The following is a 17,602-nucleotide window of genomic DNA, read 5'->3' on the forward strand; positions in this document are numbered from 1 at the left end:
ACCGCGTCAACCTGTCCGGGACCTGTTTACATTGCCAAGTATGACCGACTTGGTACTGGCGACGACCGACCGACCGATTCCCATCGTGGTGCGGCGCATCGAAGATGATCGCGTCCCCGACGGCATGATCGGGCTCGGCACCTTTCTCAACGACCGACTGGTCGCCCGGTGTGCGGTACCCCCTGAGGCGGCGGATTTCATCGAGGAGCGGGGCTTGCTGGCCGGTCCGGTGCCCCTCGTTCTGGCTGCCAAGGAAGAGGCGCCGGGGCTCCAGTGCCGGCTCTTTGCCGTGGTGCCGGTGCCTGAGACTGAGTCGTCCGAGCCTGCCGAGCCGTGGGCGGCCTCCGTGCCCCGTTTTGAGGACGCGGTGGCCGAATCCGAGCCGGACCCGGCCAACGGTGCGTTTGAGGGGCTGGAGGGCGTGTCCGGCGGGCAGGGCATGGTTTTTCTGGGCCAGATCGTCCGTTTTGCCAGGGATCGACAGCATCCCGACAACCTCGGACTGGAAGCCGCGGATGTGCTCCGGACCGTCGTCGAGGGTAAGGCCAAGGAAGTTGTCGATCGCGTACTCGACGACCTGCTGGGCGGGAGCTGACGGATCGCCCTGTCGGCTCCCTTGACACTCCGACTAAAAAAGTCGTATTTCCGCTGCGACGAGGGGAGAAGGAATGGCAACCAAGACTGCTATCCGGAGCCGGGGCTACGCCCATCCCGAGGTACTCGTCAGTACCGAATGGGTGGCCGAGCATCTCAATGATCCCGGCGTGGTGCTGCTGGAGTCGAACGAGGACCTGCTGCTCTACGACACCGGCCACATTCCCGGGGCGGTGAAGATCGACTGGGTCAGCGAACTCAACGACGGGGTCGTCCGGGACTATCTCGACTCGGCGCGGATGCAGCAGCTCCTGCGGGCCAAGGGGATTCGGGCCGACAGCACGCTCGTGATCTACGGCGATCGCAACAACTGGTGGGCGACCTACACCTTCTGGGTATTTCGCCTCTTCGGGCTCGAGAACATCCGGATCATGGATGGCGGCCGGCAGCTCTGGGTGGCCGAGGGGAGGGAACTCGACACGGAGGTACCGGTCCGTTCCGCCGGTGATGTCCAGGTCGGCGACCGTCGTGACCCGGTCATTCGCGCCTTTCGCGACGACGTGCTGGTGCACTTGCAGGCGGGCCGTCGCCTCATCGACGTCCGGAGTCCGGAGGAGTACCGGGGCGAGCGGCTGCACATGCCCGACTACCCCAACGAAGGCGCCCTGCGCGGCGGCCACATCCCGGGAGCGGCCAATGTGCCCTGGGCTCGCGCGGTCGATGCGGAGACATTCACGTTCAAGTCGGCCGAGGCGCTCCGGGCCATCTATGAAGGGGAACATCGCTTTGCCCCGGACGACGATGTCATCGTCTATTGCCGGATCGGCGAGCGGTCCTCGCATACTTGGTTCGTCCTGACTTACTTACTGGGTTACCCCGTAGTGCGAAACTATGACGGGTCCTGGACCGAGTGGGGGAATTCGGTTCGGGTCCCGATCGAACGTCCTTAATCATCCTGGAGAAGCGAAGTATGATGTTGTCAGCGCTGTTGGTCGCCGCCGTGGCGAGCGGTCCTGCCCCGGTTTCGGCGTCCCCGCGCATGACGGCGGTCAGCTGGAAGATCGACGTCAGCCATTCGGAACTTTCTTTTCGCGTTCGTCATATCCTTTCCCGCGTTTCGGGGACCTTTGGGTCCTGGAACGGCGTGCTGACGGTCGATCCTGCGGACCTTTCAGGCGGGTCGGTCGAGGTGACCATTCAGACGGCCAGCATCGATACCAAGAACGAGAACCGGGACAAGCATTTGCGGTCGCCCGATTTCTTCGCAGCCGACAGCTTCCCGGCCATCACCTTCAAGAGCACCAAGGTCGACGTCTCGGGTTCGGATCTGACGGTTACCGGTGACCTGACCATGCGCGGGGTGACCCGGTCGGTGGTGCTCAGGGGCAGCTACAACGGGGTCGTCGGCCCGGCCGAACCGCAGAAACAGCGGATCGGTTTCTCGGCCTCGACCACGGTCAACCGGCTCGACTACGGGGTTCGGTGGAATCGGGTTGCCGAGGGCAGCAACGTGCTCGGCGATGACGTCGAGATCACCATCAACGTGGCGGCGGTGCGGCAATGAGCACCGGAAGCCCGATTACGATGGGCGCCGATGGGCGCCTGGTTGTGCCGAACGACCCGATCATTCCGTTCATCGAGGGCGACGGCACCGGCCCTGACATCTGGAAAGCCTCGCAGCATGTCTTCGATCAGGCCGTGAGCAAGGCGTACGGTACCAAGCGGCGGATCGCCTGGGTCGAGGTCCTCGCGGGTGAAAAGGCCAAGAACCAGGTCGACAGCTGGCTGCCGGACGAGACCCTCTCCGTCATTCGTGAGCGGCTGGTTGCCATCAAGGGTCCGCTGACGACGCCGGTGGGTGGCGGGATCCGTTCGCTCAACGTCGCGCTCCGCCAGCAGCTCGACCTCTATGCCTGCCTGCGCCCGGTGCGCTGGTTCGAGGGGGTGCCCTCGCCGGTCAAGCGACCCCAGGATGTCGATATGGTGATCTTCCGTGAGAACACGGAGGACATCTATGCGGGTATCGAGTACCGGGCCGGCACGCCCGAAGTTGCCAAGCTTCGCGATTTCCTGATCAACGAGATGGGCGTCAAGAGCATTCGCTTTCCCGCGACGAGCTCGCTCGGCATCAAGCCGGTCTCGGAAGAAGGCAGCAAGCGCCTGGTGCGCGCGGCCATCGACTACGCCATCGCGAACGGCCGGAAGAGTGTGACCCTGGTGCACAAGGGCAACATCATGAAGTTCACCGAGGGTGGCTTCCGGGACTGGGGCTACGAGCTGGCGCGCCAGGAGTATGGCGGCAAGGAGCTCGACGGCGGCCCCTGGCTCGAGCTGCCCGGTGGCCTGGTGATCAAGGATGTGATTGCGGACGCATTCCTGCAGCAGATCCTGACCCGGCCGGCGGAGTACGACGTGATTGCCACCCTCAACCTGAACGGCGACTACGTCTCGGACGCGCTTGCCGCGCAGGTGGGCGGCATCGGGATCGCGCCGGGGGCCAACATCAATTACGTCACCGGTCATGCCATCTTCGAGGCGACCCACGGCACCGCCCCCAAGTACGCCAATCAGGACAAGGTCAATCCCGGCTCGGTCATCCTGTCAGGCGAAATGATGCTTCGGTACCTGGGCTGGACCGAGGCTGCGGATCGGATCATCGCGTCGCTCGACAAGACCATTGCGCAGAAGCGGGTGACCTACGATTTCCATCGTCTGATGGATGGGGCCACGCTGCTCAAGACCAGCGAGTTTGCAGAGGCCATGGTCGAGAACCTCTGACCCCACGCCAGAACGACGGCCCGAGACCCGGACAGCCTGCTCCGGGTCTCGGGCCGTTCGTCTTTTTCGGATACCCACCGCAGCTACCTGATGCGATTGCGCCACGCCGCTACGGAATCGGTCGGGGCCGATGACGGCGTGATCAGCTGGTGGCCAACCGTGCGATCGGTGCGCCACTGCTCGAGGGCAACGTCGCCGAACGGCGTCTGATAGACGACCCGAACGGTTCGATCCATCAGTTCATAGCGATCGGGGTTCCAGCCCTCGATCAGGAGCAGCGAGCCGCCCAGCAGGCGAATCGCGGAATCGGCCGAGATCGAAGGCGCCCGCGGGGCAACGCCGGCCGTGACCACCTCCGACAGCGCGATGGGCCGCTCGATCGGGAGCACTCGGGTCGTATCGCTGGTCCGGGCGCGGGCCGCGGCCATCCGGTTGAGCGGGGCCGACTCCGGAGCTGGCGGGGCGGGGGCCGGAGCCACCTTGGCCGATTCGCGATCGGCGGCCTGAGGTGAGGCTGCAGCCAGCGGAGCGGATTCTTTCCGGGTATCTGCGCGCAGCTCGGCCGATGCCGGCTCTGACGGCTGGGCAGGAGCCGCTGCGCGGCGCTGGGCCAACGGTGGAGCCACCGCAGTCGGTTCGGCTGCATCACGGGGGCTCGAGTCGGCAAGCACCCGTTGATCCGCCGCCACGCCCTCCGCGATTGCCGTCTGGGCGCCGGGGCTGGTCTGGATCACGCTGCGCTGGCCGCGCCAGCTGTATCCGAGCCCGACAGCAACGACAATGGTCGCCGCCCAGGCCAGCGGCCGGCCCCAGCGGGACCAGGCGCGATGCCGTCCCCGATCGGCTGGCGCGGATGTCGAGCCCGCCGGCTTGGCAGCGGCGAGAGACTGGAGCGGGGGCGTGTCCTGCCTGGCGGCGGCGGGCGGTGTGGCGCTGGCGGCGGGCGAAGCCGCGATGGCGGATCGGTCGGCGATGCCGCTGATCGGTTCCAACCCATCCGCTTCGTCGAGCGACTCGATCAGCCCGAACGCCTCATCGCGAAAGGCCCGCGCTTCCTCCAGGCGCGCCTGACAGTCGCGGCACTGAGCCAGGTGTCGCTCGACCGCCGGCAGGTCGGCTGAGGATACCTCGCCGTCGAGCAGCATGTGGAGCATTCCCTCGTCAAGATGCGACATCGCGCTGTCCCTCCCGTTCCCGATAACTCTCCACCAGCCGGCGCCGGGCTCGTGAGAGCGTCGTGCCAACCGCACCGCGGGCCAGACCCGTGGCCTCGGCGATTTCGTCGTAGCTGAATCCTTCAGCCTGCAGCAGGAGGGCCTCGCGGTCCCGATCGGATAGCGTAGCAAGCGCCTCACGGATCCGACCCACCTTTTCCTCCCGGAGCAGTTCCTCGTCCGGCGCGGGCGCGGTGGCTGGCTGTTCATCGCGGTACAGCTCGAGGCGGCGACCCTGACGCACGGCGCGCCGCCCCTCTTCCCGCACCAGGTTGAGCGCCACGGCAAAGAGCCACGGCCGCGGATTTCGCGGCGGGGCGGCCACGGCGCGGGCGAACACCTCCTGTGCCAGTTCCTCGGCGCGTTCCCGGTCTCCCGTGCGGCGATGAAGCATGCGCACCAGGGAGGCATGGTACTGAAGGAAGAGTTCAGCGACGTATTCCGTCATGCGACCGGGTCGGCTCCTGATCGGGAGAGGCTAATGCCGCAATCGACGGAAGGGGAGATGCGTCAGGGGGCGGGGCTTGCACACCACCCGGGGGTCAGCAGGCGACGCGATCCAGAACGCGCCGGACGGCCCGTGTCAAGTCGTTGCTGGTGAAGGGTTTCTGGAGAAAGGTGAGGTGGGGAATCGGGCGGCCTTTTCGGTCGATCTCCTCGCGCGAATAGCCCGAGATGAGGACCACGCCGATGTCGGGGCGCTGTTCGCGAATCAGTTCCACCAGGCGGACCCCGTTCATCTCGGGCATTACGACGTCGGAGAGGAGCAGGTGAATCTGGTCCGGATGCTCCTCGCTGATCAGCAGGGCATCGGCGCCGTGGCGCGCCTCGAGCACAGTATACCCGCTCGCGCTCAAGAGTCGCGCGAGCATCACCCGGACCGACTCGTCGTCTTCGACGATCAGCACGGTCTCGGCGCCGGTCGGCGTGGGCGAAAGGGCCAGCCCGGCAGCTGGACCGGATCGGTCGCACGGAGCGGCCGCCGCCGGAAAGTAGAGTTCGAAAACGGTGCCTTGTCCCGGTGTACTCGAAAAGCCGATCCGTCCGCCCGATTGCTGGACGATCTCGTACACGGTCGAGAGGCCGAGCCCGGTGCCGTGGCCTTCGGGTTTGGTGGTGAAGAACGGCTCGAACACGTGGGCCTGGGTTTCGACATCCATCCCGTCGCCGGTGTCCTGCACGGTCAGCGTCACATAGTCTCGCTGCTCCAGCGGCACCAGCGCGGGACGCCCCATGTCGCCGGCGCGTTGACGCCCCACGCTCAGGTGGAGGCGGCCACCACTCGGCATTGCATCGAGCGCATTGACGGCGAGGTTGATGATGGTCTGGTGTATCTGAACCGGGTCGGCCTGGATCCACGCCGGGACCGGGCAGGGGTCCACGGTCAGGTCGACGTCGGCACGCACCAGGCGGCTCAGCATGCTGCGGCATTCTTCGACCACCCCGTTGACATCGATGACTCGGCGCTGCGTGCCCTGATGACGACTGAAGCTCAGGACCTGGCGGGTCAGGCTGGTGGCACGCGTCGTGGCGCGGGCGATTTCCAGGACATCTTCACGGGCGCCACCGGTAATCGACGCGTTGGCAAGCAGCAGGTCCGCGTAGCCGCGAATGGCCGTGAGCAGGTTGTTGAAGTCGTGCGCAATGCCTCCGGTGAGCCGTCCGACCGCTTCGAGCTTGGCGGACTGGCGCAGCTGGCGGTTGTTGCTGGCGAGGCGCTCGGCTGCCGCCAATTGCTCCGTGATGTCCTTGGCGACGAGGTAGACGCTTCCGGTGCCGCCATCGGTCCGGAGCGGCACCAGGGTCGTATCGGCGTCGATGCGCGGGCCGGATGGCCGAACCAGTGAGAGCGTGAATCGCTGGGGATACCCAGTCAGCGCCTTGGCGAGATGCCGTCGGAACGTGGCTCGCTCCGCTTCCGCCACGAGGTGCTCGAAGCGGGTTCCGGCGAAGTCGCTCGTGGCTTCTCCGAGAAGGGCCTCGGCGGCTGGGTTGCCGGTCACGATGGTGCCGGAGCCGTCGAGGGTGAAGACCGCGTCCGGCTGGAGCACGAAGACCGAGTTGAGTCGGGAGTCGCGCTCCCGCAGGGCGCGGGCGGTCCGGGCGCGCTCGATCGCCGCCGCGGCCAGGGACGCGCCCACCGCGAGCAGCGCACGCGCGTTGGGCGCCGGCGTCGTTGCGGGAGGATAGAAGAGCAGCAGTACGCCGAGATTGACGCCGCTCCGTGAGCGGATCGGCGTGGTGGCGATGTTGCCGTATCCGTGGGCCACCGCAGCGTCGATCCAGTCCGTACCCGGCAGCTGGGTCAGCTCCGCAACGGCGGGGCTGTCGACGAAGTGCAGCAGCGTTTCTGTCCGAACCCCTTCGAGCTGGTCGGCCAGCCCGGCGGCAAGCGACGGTGCGGCGCCCAGGGTGCCGGTGGCGCCGTCCGGACCGATGGTTACAATGGCACAGTGCGCGCCGAGCGCGTCGGACTCGAGGGCGTCGGCCAGGCGATCGAGCGTGGTCCGCAGCGGGGTGTCTGCCACGGTCAGGGACAGGATCTCGTGCTGGAGCGCCGAGAGCCGGACCGCCCTGGTTCGGTCGGTGATGTCGACGTGCGCGATCAGGACCTGCTCAGCCTCATCCGGACCAAGCGGTGCGGCGCGGAGCAGGTACCAGCGCTGCTCGTTGCCGACCACAATGGGGAACTCGATGACGAATTCCGGCACGCTGCGCCGGCGTACCGCCGCAACGCCGTCGCGGACCGCGCAGAGCAGCGTCAGGTCGGGGTGGGCAACGAGCTGAAAGGCGGTCAGGTAGTCGGTGATCCTGGTGCTGTTCCGCCAGGCGCGGTTGGCTGCGACGATATGTCCGTCGCGGTCGACGATGACGAGTTGCGACGAGAGCGCCTCGAGCAGATGCGAGACGTCGGCGTGAATCCGGGGCAGCGGCGTGTCCGACATGGCGCCGGTAACTGCGCGAGGCCGGGAAGACCCGGCCTCGCGTCAGTTTCCGTTAAGTCCTATCGCTGGAAGCGAACCCGTGTCGGCACCGAGCGGTGCGCCAGAGTTCCGTCGCCCAGGGCGCCGTACTCATTGTCGCCCCAGCAATAGGCGGTGCCGCCGGCCGTGACGCCGCAGGTGTGGAAGTCGCCCGCGGAGATGTTGACGAACGACAGCCCTCCCTCGACCGCGACCGGGAGATTCTGGCTTGCCGTCGACCCGTTGCCCAGCTGGCCGCGGCTGTTGTTGCCCCAGCAGAATGCGGTACCACCCGCAGCCAGGCCGCAGGTGTGACTGTAGCCGGCCGTGATCGAGCTGAACAGCAGCCCGCCCCCGGCAACTACAGGAATGTTGCTGTTGGCGTTGCCCCCATTGCCCAGCTGCCCGGCGTTGTTCTCACCCCAGCAGTGGACGGTGCCTGTCGTGGTCCGGGCGCAGGTGTGCGCATAGCCGGCGGTGATGGCGTCGAACGTCGCCGAGCTCAGGACGGGTACGTTGGGAATGACTCGGTTTAGCGAGTTGCTGCCGTCGCCGCGCTGGCCCTCGCGGCCGAGGCCCCAGCAGTATGCGGTGCCGCCGCGGTTCACACCGCAGGCATGGACGCCGCCGGTTGCGATCGACTTGAAGTCCAGCACGTTCTGGCCGGGGTAGTTCTCGTGGTAGCCGCCCCCGCCGCCCGAGATCGTGCCGACTTCGACCGGCGTGCTGGAGGGTACGAAGGTGTTCGCCACCGTGTCGACGTTACCGCCCAGCTGGCCGCGTTCGTTGTCGCCCCAGCAGTAGGCCCGGCCGCCGATGGAGACGCCGCAGGTGTGGACGCGACCGGCCGAGATGGTCAGGAAGGGCACGGCGAGACTGACCAGCGTCGGCGACTCGATCGAGCGCGTATTGGGCTGCCCCGACTGGCCGTTGGCGTTGCCGCCCCAGCAGTAGGCATTGTGCGAGAAGGTCACCGCGCAGTTGTGGAAGCGGCCGCCGTTGAGCGAGACGAAGGTCTGGTTGGTGACTGGGGCCACGGACTGCGGCACCGCATAGGTCGGCCCGGCGCCAGCCGGTCCGGTGCCGATGCCGAGCTGGCCATCGCCGTTGAAGCCCCAACAGTAGAGCACGCCGCCCTCGTCGATGGCGCAGGTGCTGCGGCCGCCGCCGGAGATGGTGGCAAACTCGATGAACGCGCTCGCGGTGACAGTGCCGCTCACGCCGGCACCGGCCGCTACCTGAACCGACTTCGGACCTCCGCTGCCGCCGAGCGTCCACCGGGTAGCGGCGCGACCGGTGGCATTGGTCACTGAGCTGCCCGGGCTGACCGTGCCGGCGCCCTGCGCCGGAGTCCAAGTGACGGACACGCCGCCGACTCCGTTACCGAAGCGATCGACGACGCGAACGATGATCGAGTCCGGCAGAGCCGTGCCGGGATCGCCGACCTGATTGCCGCCGCTCACGACGACGATCTGCGAGGGCGAATCGGGAATGCCTGTCGCACTGAAGGTCACCGGTGGAATCGCTCCGGTCGAGGCGCTGACGAGCTGGGTTCCGGCGACGATGCCGAGGGTCCAGCGAATTTTGCCAAGACCGGCCTGATCCGTCAGTACGGTGGCGGCCGATACCGTTCCGCCGCCGCTCGTCACGGTAAATGACAACGGTACGCCGACCTTGGGATTGCCGAAGGCATCGGTGACTCGCGCCACCAGCTCTTCTTCGAGCTGGGCGCCAACCTGAGCGCTCTGCGCGTCGCCGTCGACGATCTGGACCAGACTGGCCGGCGCCGAGGTCGCATTGATCAGGAACGAGACCGGGGTCTGGCCGGGGAGCGATGCTGCCACGGCCTGGGCGCCGACGGAGGAGCCGACCCGGAAGGTGACCTGGGCATATCCGTTGGCGTCACTGGTATCGCTCGAGGCGCCAAGGATGCCGTTGCCGGCGGTGACCGCGAAGGTGACCACGGCGCCCGAGATCGGTTCCTGGCGCTGGTCTACGACCCGTACGGTCAGGGGCTGGGGCAGCAGGCCACCGATCGGTCCGGTTTGCGGGTTGGGGGACGCGATCGACAGACTCGCAATCCGTGGCCCGGTGGGCCCGTCCTGGCTGCAGCCTGCCACAGCAATTGCGGCAAGCAAAGGAACCGCGCGACCCCAAACACGGGCTGAACGCCACTGCATATGCGTCCTCCAAGTGTACGACTTCTTGAGAGTTACTTTCGCCATACTGCACCGGACTACCTGCGAGAATCCGGCTGATCTATCACTTCGTATCTCTTGTTTTTGTAAATATTTAGAGCGTCATATCCGGTCGATTTCTGACTGCCATCGTGCCCGATTTCTCGCCTGTTTCTATCGGAATTCGACCGTCTAATAACTTTCCACGTGGCAGTGGGTTGGCAAGTTCCAGGCCTATGGTCGGCGCAGCCGGGCGTCTGGCGCGCTGTGGGCGGCTAAGGGGTTGACCATGAGGCGGTTACGCTCGTATTTTTTCGGGCTCCACAACGTGGTGGTTGTAGCTCAATCGGTTAGAGCGCCGGATTGTGGTTCCGGAGGTTGCGGGTTCGATCCCCGTCAGCCACCCTCGCGGGAAGTCTGGTGGGGCGAGGTAAGGTGGGCTTAGGTCCGTAGCTCAACTGGTAGAGCACCGGTCTCCAAAACCGGGGGTTGGGGGTTCGATTCCCTCCGGGCCTGTGGGGAGTAAGGCAGGGAAGTACGACATATGCCGCTATCGTCTAGAGGCCTAGGACACAGCCCTCTCAAGGCTGGAACACGGGTTCGAATCCCGTTAGCGGTACTCGACCGAGCGACCCCGGCCCCATCGTCTAACGGTTAGGACACCACTCTTTCAAGGTGGTAATACGGGTTCGATTCCCGTTGGGGTCATTCGACGTGAGGAACTGACGCACCGCTAGCTCAATTGGCAGAGCAGCTGACTCTTAATCAGTAGGTTCCAGGTTCAAGTCCTGGGCGGTGCATGGTAGGACCAGTAGGTGTAAGCCCAGTCACAGCAACACTTTCCACCGACGCGCTTGTTTGGGCGTCGGTTGCGTTTTCTGCCTCATTTGGTCGTCGTTTGGTCATTCGACGCTGATCCATCCGTTTCTGCAATTCGAGCACTTCGGGGCGCCGATCCCGCAGGTACCGTTCGTAGTTCTTCAGGCTCGCGTGCCGGGTGAACCCCCATCGCGCTCTCGAGGTCGTCACCCGAGAGTACAACGGACCGGACACACGCCGGGATGCCCGAAACCACGACGTGCCTAGCGGCCGGCGGTGTGGTCGCCGAAGGGGTGTCCTGCCACCAACATCGTATGCGCTTTGACTTAATGTAACATAACACATTGCGCTTATTACAATAATGTACTATGCTTGTATTGTACTTACAGCAAGGTGTCCTATAGGGGATGATGTCAACAATGGCGATCGAAGTGATCGTGCTGGACCACTTCCGGGATTGGTACGAGGAACTCCCGGACGACGAAGCGGCGGAAGTGACGGTGGCGATCGAGGAGCTGGAGGAGCACGGGGTGCGGCTGGGATTCCCCCAGTCGTCTGCAATCAAAGGGACACGGTTCGCACTTCGCGAGTTGCGTCGACAAGTTAAGGGGCGACCGTTTCGCATCCTGTACTGCTTCGATCCGAAGCGCCAGGCGGTCGTCATCCTAGGTGGCGACCAGGGCGGCGATGATCGGTGGTATGATCGAAACGTGCCCAAGGCGGAGCAGCTGATGCGAGAGTATCTGGACACATTGGACTGAAGGTTTGGACCGACTAAGAAAGAAGATGGACCCAGATAGCCGACTGACCGAACCCGAATCGGAAGAAGCAGCTAGCAAACGACACCAGATACCGAAAAAACAATCGACACACATACATGGACCAAGGAGAATCGGTGATGGCAAAGGACACGAAGAAGACGGGTCGGCCCTGGAAGGAAGTCCGGCGTACCTTCTCGCCAGAGGTGGAGGCCGACATCGCGGCGAAGGTTGCCGCGACGCGGGCGAGCATGCCTCTGGCTGGCCTTCGCCAAGCCAAGCAGTATACGCAGGAAACATTGGCGGAAGCGATGGGGCTCGAACAGCAGTCGGCGGTATCACGCTTGGAGCACCAGGCCGATATGTATGTCTCGACGCTCCGTCGCTACATCGAGGCGATGGGCGGGCAGTTGGAAATCGTCGCCCGCTTCCCGGAGGGGGACGTGCGGATTGATCAGTTCGAAGCTGCCTAACGACGCCCTGCTTCGTCGTGGGTCGTAAGGCGACTCGCAAAACAGAGGCGGGTACCCCGGCCGATGGGCGACCGGGGTACCGCGCCGACGTTCGGCTACTGCCAGCTGCCGCCGAACGCCTTGTACAACTGCACCGTCGTGATCAGCGCCTGGCGCTGCGTTCCGACCAGGCCGAGTTCGGCCGCATACAGGCCGCGCTGGGCATCGAGCACCTCGAGGTAGCTCGAAATTCCCGCTGCATAGCGCTGCTCAGCCAGCGCAACGGCCCGTCGCAGCGCCTGCGTCTGGGTCAGCTGCGCCGCCAGCTGCTGGCGGGAGAGCCGAACGGCCGAGAGCGCGTCATTGGCCTCACGGAGCGCGGTCAGGACGGTGCGCTCGTAGTCGATCCGGGCCTGATCGGCCCGGGCTGCGGCAGCCCGCTGCTGATTGAGCAGACGTCCACCGGTGAAGAGCGGGAGTGACACGTTGACGCCGGCGGCGTAGACCTCGCCGTTGGTGGCAAACAGCCCGCTGAAGTCCGGCTGCTGGGTGCCGTACGAACCGGTCAGGGCAATGCGCGGCAACCGGTTCCCGACCGCCACGCCGACCCGAGCTGCCGCTGCGGACCACGACTTGGTGGCGCGCATCACGTCCGGCCGGCGGGCCAGAAGGCTCGAGGAGATGGAGTCCGGTGGCGTAAGCTTGCGCACGGTCGAATCGAGGGGCAGCCCGCGCACGATGGGCTGGGGCGCCTGACCGAGCAGCAGTGAGAGCTGGTTTTCCTTGTGGGTCCGCAGCCGAATGAACTCCGCCACCCGCGCGGCGGGGCCGGCAAGCTCGGCTTCGAACTGCCGGACGTCGAGCTCGGAAATCACCCCCTGGGCAAAGCGCTGTCGAGCCAGGCGCAAGGTCGCTTCGCGGCTGAGCAGCGTCTGCTCGGTGACGCGCACGTTCTCGTCCAGTTCGCGAAGCTCGAGATACGCGGTGACCACGTCGCTCACCAGGCTGAGCAGAATCGCCTGGCGGTCGTCCTCTCGGGCACCCCAGTCGAAGCGAGCGGCCTGGGTTTGCCGCCGCAGCTTGCCCCAGAAGTCGAGCTCCCACTGCAGGTCGGCCGAGATTCGGACGGCGTCGAACTGCATGGCACCGAGCGAGCCGAAGACCGTTTGGTTGGTGGTATAGGAACCGTTGGCATCGAGTCGCGGAAGCAGGTCGCCCCGGGCGGCGCCGAAGAGCGCCCGGTACTCCCGGACCCGGGCTGCGGCAGCCTGCAGATCGAGGTTCCCCTCGACCGCGGTGCGCACCAGAGTGGCCAGCGCCGGATCGTCGACCACGTCGAGCCACTGCAGCGCGATCGCTGCCGGGTCGTCGGTGAGCACGAGCGGTCCGGTCGCGGGCAGGTTGGCGGTGACCAGTGAATCGAGCAGTGGCTGCCGAACCCCGTCCGTCGCGGCCGGCCGGAGCGGCGCGATCGGAGCCGGGTGGACCTGCGGCGAGGGGCCAACCGCACAGCCGGCCGCCAGGGCAAGCGGCAGGAGAATGCGAAGCGAGCGGATCATGACCGTCCCTCCGCGGCACTGGCCGGCACAGAATGCTTTCGCTCGGTCAGCCGCTGGATCACGAAGAAGAAGAGGGGAATGAAGAAGACGCCGATCATGGTCGCCGCCAGCATCCCGAAGAACACACCGGTGCCGAGTGAGTGTCGACCTGCGGCGCCCGCGCCGCCCGAGACCACCAGCGGCAGGACACCCAGGATGAACGCGAACGAGGTCATCAGAATGGGGCGGAAGCGCTCTCGCGCTGCCTGCAAGGCCGCCTCCCGAACGGCGAGGCCCTTCCGTCGGAGCGCGGTCGCGAACTCGACGATCAGGATCGCGTTCTTGGCCGCCAGCCCGACCACGGTGATCAAGCCGACCGTGAAGTAGATGTCGCTGGGTATGCCGCGCAGCCAGACGCCCAGGTAGGCGCCGGCCACTCCGAAGGGCACGCCGAGCACGACCGCGAAAGGAATCGCCCAGCTTTCGTACAGCGCAGCAAGCACCAGGAAGACCAGGATCAGGCCCAGGACGAAGACCAACCCGGCTTCGCCGCTGGTACGCCGCTCCTGGAACGACTGCCCGCTCAAGGCCGATCCGATTCCCTCGGCTGCGTACTTCTCGGCCACCAGCCGATCGACTGCATCGAGCATCTCCCCTGAACTCTTGCCTGGTTTCGGGGTGGCCGTCACCATGGCGGAGGGGAATCCGTTGAATCGGGTCACCATGCTTGGCCCGGTGCGCATCTCGGTTCGAATCAGCGAGCCCAATGGCACCATGTCGCCGCCGTGGCCCCGGACGTAGAGACGGGAGATATCCTCCGGGTGCTGGCGGAACGGCGCTCCGGCGTCGGCCTGAACCCGCCAGGTTCGGCCGTAGAGGTTGAAATCGTTGACATAGAGCGTCGACAGGAGAGCCTGCATCGTCGACGAAATCGCACCGATACTGACGCCCTTCGCTGCGGCGGCGTCCCGGTCGATCTCGACGTAGACCTGCGGAACATCGGCGCGGATGTTGGTGTTGGCGCCCTGGATCTCGGGCAGCGCGTTGGCATCCGCGACGAAGGCGCGTGCCTGCTGCGCAAACTGGCGGATGTCGCTGCCGGTCCGCGCCTGCAGGTTGAGCTCCAGGCCCGCCGACGTGCCCAAGCCGGGGACCTCGGGGAAGTTGAAGCCGAACGCAATCCCTTCCTTCATGCCCCAGAGGGCGCCGTTGGTACGGGCCAGGATCGCGTCGACGCTCTGATCCGCACTCCGCTCCTTCCAGGGTGCCAGGCGCACGAACATGGTGGCGCTGTTGGTCTGGGTGGCTCGGGTCAGGATGTCGAGCCCGACCATGGCCGTAATGTTGGTGACGGCAGGTTCCCGGGCCAGCATCGCTTCGACCTGTTCCACAAATGCCTCGGTCCGGGGCAGGGACGCCGCGTCCGGCAGCTGGATCGAGATCACGAAGAAGCCCTTGTCCTCGGTTGGCAGGAACCCGGTCGGGACCCGACGAGCGAGCACGGCGGTGAGGACCGTCATCACGGCAAAGACAGCCAGCCAGCGCCGGGGCCGGCCGACCAGACGACCGACGCCGCCCAGGTAGCGATCGGTAACCCGGTGGAACCAGGCGTTGAACTTCCGAGCGTACTTGTTGGTGCTGTCTTCGTTGGAGTGAGTCAGCATCACGGCGCACAGGGCCGGTGTCAGCGTCAACGCCACGATGCCCGACAGCACCACCGAGATCACGATGGTCACGGCAAACTGCTTGTAGAACTCGCCGGTTACCCCGCCGATGAAGGCAACAGGCACGAACACCGCACAGAGCACCAGCACGATGGCCACCAGCGCGCCGGACACCTGCCGCATGGCTCGATTGGCGGCCTCGCGCGGAGGCACGTGTTCTTCGGCCATGATGCGTTCGACATTCTCGATCACCACGATCGCGTCGTCGACCACGATACCGATGGCGAGCACCAGGCCGAACAGGGTCAGCGTATTGATCGACATGCCCAGGGCCTGGAGGCCAAGGAAGGTGCCGATGATACTGACGGGAACGGCCAGCAGCGGAATCACGGTGGCGCGCCAGCTCTGCAAGAAGATGAAGACGACCAGCGTGACCAGCACCATCGCCTCGAGCAGGGTCTTGACGACTTCGGTGATCGACTCCCGAATGAACGGGGTGGTATCGAACGCCGCCTGCCATCGGAAGCCGGGCGGGAAGGTCCGACTCAACTCCGCCATCCGATCGTCGATGGCCTGTTTGACGTCGAGGGCGTTGGCGCCCGGCCGCTGGTTGACCAGGAAGTTGGTGGTCGGTTTGCCGTTCAGGCGACCGGTCGCGTCGTAGCTGCGGGCGCCCAGGGTGGCGCTGCCGACATCGCTTACTCGAATCAGCGAGCCGTCGGTTCGGGCCCGCACCACCACGCTGTCGAACTGCGCAGCAGTCGCGAGCCGGCCCCGGGTGGTCACGGCAAAGGTCAGCTGGGTCGACTCGGGCGAAGGCTGTCGGCCCAGGCGCCCCGCCGGGTTGGTGGCGTTCTGATCCCGAATTGCGGCGGCCACTTCCTGGACCGTGACGCCCAGGCGCGCCATTCGATCAGGATCCAGGCTGATCTGCATGGCAAACTCGCGCCCGCCAAAGGCCTGGGCGTTGCCGACGCCGGGAATTCGCTTCAGCTCGTCTTCGACGTACAGCTTGGCGTAGTTGGTAATGAACTCGATGTTGTGATTGGGGTCGTCGGAGGTCAGCGACCCGACCATCAGAATGTCGCTCTGCGACTTCTGAATCACGATGCCGTTGCGGCGGACCTCCTCCGGGAGCTGCGGCTCGGCGAGTTTGACCGCGTTCTGGACGTCGACGGCGGCCAGATCCTGGTCGCGCGAGATGTCGAACACGATCTCCAGGTTCATGACGCCATCGGACGAGTTGGCCGACTTGAAGTAGAGCAGCCCGTTGAGTCCTGAGAGTTGCTGCTCGATCGGAGCCGCGACCGCCTGGGCCACGTCTTCTGCGGTTGCGCCCGGGAACACAGCCGTGACCTGAATCGAGGGCGGCGTGATCTGCGGGAACCGCGCAATCGGCAAGGTACGTATCGCGAACAGCCCCAGCAGGACGATCACGATCGAGATCACGGCGGCCGTGACGGGTCGCCGGATGAACAGGTACTCCCGCTCGGTTGGCGGGAGTGGGCTCGGCGTACTCATGCGCCAGGCCTTGCTGCCGCAACCGGCTTGACCACCGCACCAGGACCAATCTTCTGGATCCCGTCGACGACGATGCGATCGCCGGCGGCGATACCCTCTTCGATGATCCAGAGGCTGTCGAGCAAGGGGCCGGTGCGAACATCGCGGGCGTGGACCGTATCACCGGCGCCGACGGTATAGACGAACTGGCGGTTGAGGACTTGCTGGACCGCGCGCTGGGGCACGGCGAGGGTGTTGGCTCGCTGTAAGCCGCGCAGCGAGGCCCGGACGAACTGTCCCGGGACGAGGAGCCGTTCGCCGTTGGTGAAGGTGGCGCGGTATTGCTGCGTTCCGGTGGCCGGGTCGACGACGGGATCGACGAAATCGATCCGGCCCTGGCGGGGATAGGCGGAGCCGTCGGGCAGGGTCAGGCCGATCTCCACGGTGCCGCCGGGCTGCAGCGCCTTGGCCGTGGCCGGATCGCGCCGCCAGGCAAGTGTTTGTGCCGAGCTGGGGCGGAAGGAGACGTACACGGGGTCGATCACGTCGATGGTCGTCAGTAGATCGCCGGGGCCGGTGACCCGCGATCCGATCTGGAGATGGGCTCGGCCGACCCGCCCGGCAATCGGTGCTCGGACGGTGGCTTCGTCGAGGTCCTTCCTGGCGCGGTCGACGGCGGCGCGCATGTCGTCGGCGCTGGCGCGGGCTCGCGCCAGCTCGGCATCGGCGTCGTCGACATCGCGCCGGGCGACGGCGTTGTCGGCCAGCAGCGGCGTGAGGCGCGCCAGGTTGCGCTCGGCGTTGGTCAGCCGTGCCTGGGCTTCGGCCAGCCGGCTCTGGGCGCTGCGCCAGGCGGCATCGTATTGGAGCGGGTCGATTCGGTAGAGCACCTGACCGGCCTGAACCGCGGCGCCTTCCGTGAAAGGACGCTCGAGCACGATCCCAGCCACCTGGGCCCGGATTTCGACACTCCGGTACGCCTCCACGGCGCCCATGAACTCGATCGACTCGCCGAGCGTTTGGGGAATGGCTTCGACCACGGTGACTTCGGTTGGCGGCATGACGGGCGGCGGCGGAGCCTGGCAGGCCAGCAACGGCAAGCCGAGCAGGAGCGCAGCAATCGGGTAGCGGTGAGTCGAGTACAT

General features: G+C 66.0%; 13 protein-coding genes and 5 tRNA genes. 11 read left to right on the forward strand and 7 right to left on the reverse strand.

Annotated features, from left to right (window positions below):
- Positions 1–40: 40 nt before the first annotated feature.
- The 4 genes from KF785_11120 to icd all read left to right on the forward strand — a co-directional run bounded on the left by KF785_11120 (position 41) and on the right by icd (position 3,372).
- Positions 41–595, forward strand: a complete 555-nt coding sequence (locus tag KF785_11120; protein MBX3147310.1) for a hypothetical protein — start codon at positions 41–43, stop codon at positions 593–595.
- 73 nt (positions 596–668) lie between these two features.
- Positions 669–1,544 (forward strand): sulfurtransferase, encoded by an 876-nt coding sequence (locus KF785_11125; GenBank protein MBX3147311.1) that lies wholly within the window; start codon positions 669–671, stop codon positions 1,542–1,544.
- Between the two features lie 20 nt (positions 1,545–1,564).
- Positions 1,565–2,158 (forward strand): YceI family protein, encoded by a 594-nt coding sequence (locus KF785_11130; GenBank protein ID MBX3147312.1) that lies wholly within the window; start codon positions 1,565–1,567, stop codon positions 2,156–2,158.
- Entirely contained in the window at positions 2,155–3,372 is a 1,218-nt protein-coding gene (icd, locus tag KF785_11135) for an NADP-dependent isocitrate dehydrogenase (protein MBX3147313.1), read from the forward strand. The genes KF785_11130 and icd overlap by 4 nt, the downstream gene beginning before the upstream one ends.
- An 83-nt stretch (positions 3,373–3,455) precedes the next feature.
- On the opposite strand, the gene KF785_11140 is transcribed toward icd, so the two are convergent.
- The 4 genes from KF785_11140 to KF785_11155 form a co-directional block, all read right to left on the reverse strand.
- Positions 3,456–4,547, reverse strand: coding sequence for a zf-HC2 domain-containing protein (locus tag KF785_11140; protein ID MBX3147314.1), 1,092 nt, complete (start codon positions 4,545–4,547; stop codon positions 3,456–3,458).
- Positions 4,534–5,034 carry a sigma-70 family RNA polymerase sigma factor gene (locus tag KF785_11145; GenBank protein ID MBX3147315.1) on the reverse strand — a complete coding sequence of 167 codons (501 nt, stop codon included), beginning with the start codon at positions 5,032–5,034 and terminating at the stop codon, positions 4,534–4,536. The genes KF785_11140 and KF785_11145 overlap by 14 nt, the downstream gene beginning before the upstream one ends.
- A 94-nt stretch (positions 5,035–5,128) precedes the next feature.
- Complete coding sequence (locus KF785_11150; GenBank protein MBX3147316.1) at positions 5,129–7,531, reverse strand: response regulator; 2,403 nt, start codon at positions 7,529–7,531, stop codon at positions 5,129–5,131.
- 59 nt (positions 7,532–7,590) lie between these two features.
- Positions 7,591–9,729 (reverse strand): Ig-like domain-containing protein, encoded by a 2,139-nt coding sequence (locus KF785_11155; GenBank protein MBX3147317.1) that lies wholly within the window; start codon positions 9,727–9,729, stop codon positions 7,591–7,593.
- Positions 9,730–10,057: 328 nt separating this feature from the next.
- Between KF785_11155 and KF785_11160 the strand changes: the two genes are divergently transcribed.
- The 7 genes from KF785_11160 (at position 10,058) to KF785_11190 (ending at position 11,776) form a co-directional block, all read left to right on the forward strand.
- Positions 10,058–10,131 (forward strand) — tRNA-His (locus KF785_11160).
- Between the two features lie 38 nt (positions 10,132–10,169).
- Positions 10,170–10,242: transfer RNA gene (locus KF785_11165), tRNA-Trp, on the forward strand.
- A 30-nt stretch (positions 10,243–10,272) separates the two neighbouring features.
- A tRNA-Glu gene (locus tag KF785_11170) sits at positions 10,273–10,345 on the forward strand.
- 17 nt (positions 10,346–10,362) lie between these two features.
- A tRNA-Glu gene (locus KF785_11175) sits at positions 10,363–10,434 on the forward strand.
- Positions 10,435–10,453: 19 nt separating this feature from the next.
- Positions 10,454–10,526: transfer RNA gene (locus KF785_11180), tRNA-Lys, on the forward strand.
- Between the two features lie 438 nt (positions 10,527–10,964).
- Positions 10,965–11,306 (forward strand): type II toxin-antitoxin system RelE/ParE family toxin, encoded by a 342-nt coding sequence (locus KF785_11185; GenBank protein ID MBX3147318.1) that lies wholly within the window; start codon positions 10,965–10,967, stop codon positions 11,304–11,306.
- A 137-nt stretch (positions 11,307–11,443) separates the two neighbouring features.
- Positions 11,444–11,776 (forward strand): XRE family transcriptional regulator, encoded by a 333-nt coding sequence (locus KF785_11190; GenBank protein MBX3147319.1) that lies wholly within the window; start codon positions 11,444–11,446, stop codon positions 11,774–11,776.
- A gap of 95 nt (positions 11,777–11,871) precedes the next feature.
- Here the strand turns inward: KF785_11190 and KF785_11195 are convergent, their stop codons facing one another.
- From KF785_11195 to KF785_11205, 3 genes are read right to left on the reverse strand one after another with little or no spacing between them, the layout of a single operon-like run.
- Positions 11,872–13,314 (reverse strand): efflux transporter outer membrane subunit, encoded by a 1,443-nt coding sequence (locus tag KF785_11195; protein MBX3147320.1) that lies wholly within the window; start codon positions 13,312–13,314, stop codon positions 11,872–11,874.
- On the reverse strand, positions 13,311–16,478 hold the full coding sequence (locus tag KF785_11200; protein MBX3147321.1) for a multidrug efflux RND transporter permease subunit: 3,168 nt from the start codon (positions 16,476–16,478) through the stop codon (positions 13,311–13,313). Before KF785_11200 ends, KF785_11195 begins: the two co-directional genes overlap by 4 nt.
- Positions 16,475–17,602 carry an efflux RND transporter periplasmic adaptor subunit gene (locus KF785_11205; GenBank protein MBX3147322.1) on the reverse strand — a complete coding sequence of 376 codons (1,128 nt, stop codon included), beginning with the start codon at positions 17,600–17,602 and terminating at the stop codon, positions 16,475–16,477. Before KF785_11205 ends, KF785_11200 begins: the two co-directional genes overlap by 4 nt.

Source organism: Gemmatimonadales bacterium, from assembly GCA_019637315.1.
In the GTDB taxonomy this organism is placed as follows: Bacteria; Gemmatimonadota; Gemmatimonadetes; order Gemmatimonadales; family GWC2-71-9; genus SHZU01.

Excerpts from the sequence above, each read along its gene's own strand:
- KF785_11125 (MBX3147311.1), top strand. The coding sequence starts at position 669 with ATGGCAACCAAGACTGCTATCCGGAGCCGGGGCTACGCCCATCCCGAG.
- KF785_11190 (MBX3147319.1), top strand. The coding sequence starts at position 11,444 with ATGGCAAAGGACACGAAGAAGACGGGTCGGCCCTGGAAGGAAGTCCGG.
- KF785_11155 (MBX3147317.1), bottom strand. The coding sequence starts at position 9,729 with ATGCAGTGGCGTTCAGCCCGTGTTTGGGGTCGCGCGGTTCCTTTGCTT.
- KF785_11150 (MBX3147316.1), bottom strand. The coding sequence starts at position 7,531 with ATGTCGGACACGCCGCTGCCCCGGATTCACGCCGACGTCTCGCATCTG.
- KF785_11130 (MBX3147312.1), top strand. The coding sequence starts at position 1,565 with ATGATGTTGTCAGCGCTGTTGGTCGCCGCCGTGGCGAGCGGTCCTGCC.
- KF785_11140 (MBX3147314.1), bottom strand. The coding sequence starts at position 4,547 with ATGTCGCATCTTGACGAGGGAATGCTCCACATGCTGCTCGACGGCGAG.
- KF785_11145 (MBX3147315.1), bottom strand. The coding sequence starts at position 5,034 with ATGACGGAATACGTCGCTGAACTCTTCCTTCAGTACCATGCCTCCCTG.
- KF785_11195 (MBX3147320.1), bottom strand. The coding sequence starts at position 13,314 with ATGATCCGCTCGCTTCGCATTCTCCTGCCGCTTGCCCTGGCGGCCGGC.
- icd (MBX3147313.1), top strand. The coding sequence starts at position 2,155 with ATGAGCACCGGAAGCCCGATTACGATGGGCGCCGATGGGCGCCTGGTT.
- KF785_11205 (MBX3147322.1), bottom strand. The coding sequence starts at position 17,602 with ATGTACTCGACTCACCGCTACCCGATTGCTGCGCTCCTGCTCGGCTTG.
- KF785_11200 (MBX3147321.1), bottom strand. The coding sequence starts at position 16,478 with ATGAGTACGCCGAGCCCACTCCCGCCAACCGAGCGGGAGTACCTGTTC.
- KF785_11185 (MBX3147318.1), top strand. The coding sequence starts at position 10,965 with ATGGCGATCGAAGTGATCGTGCTGGACCACTTCCGGGATTGGTACGAG.
- KF785_11120 (MBX3147310.1), top strand. The coding sequence starts at position 41 with ATGACCGACTTGGTACTGGCGACGACCGACCGACCGATTCCCATCGTG.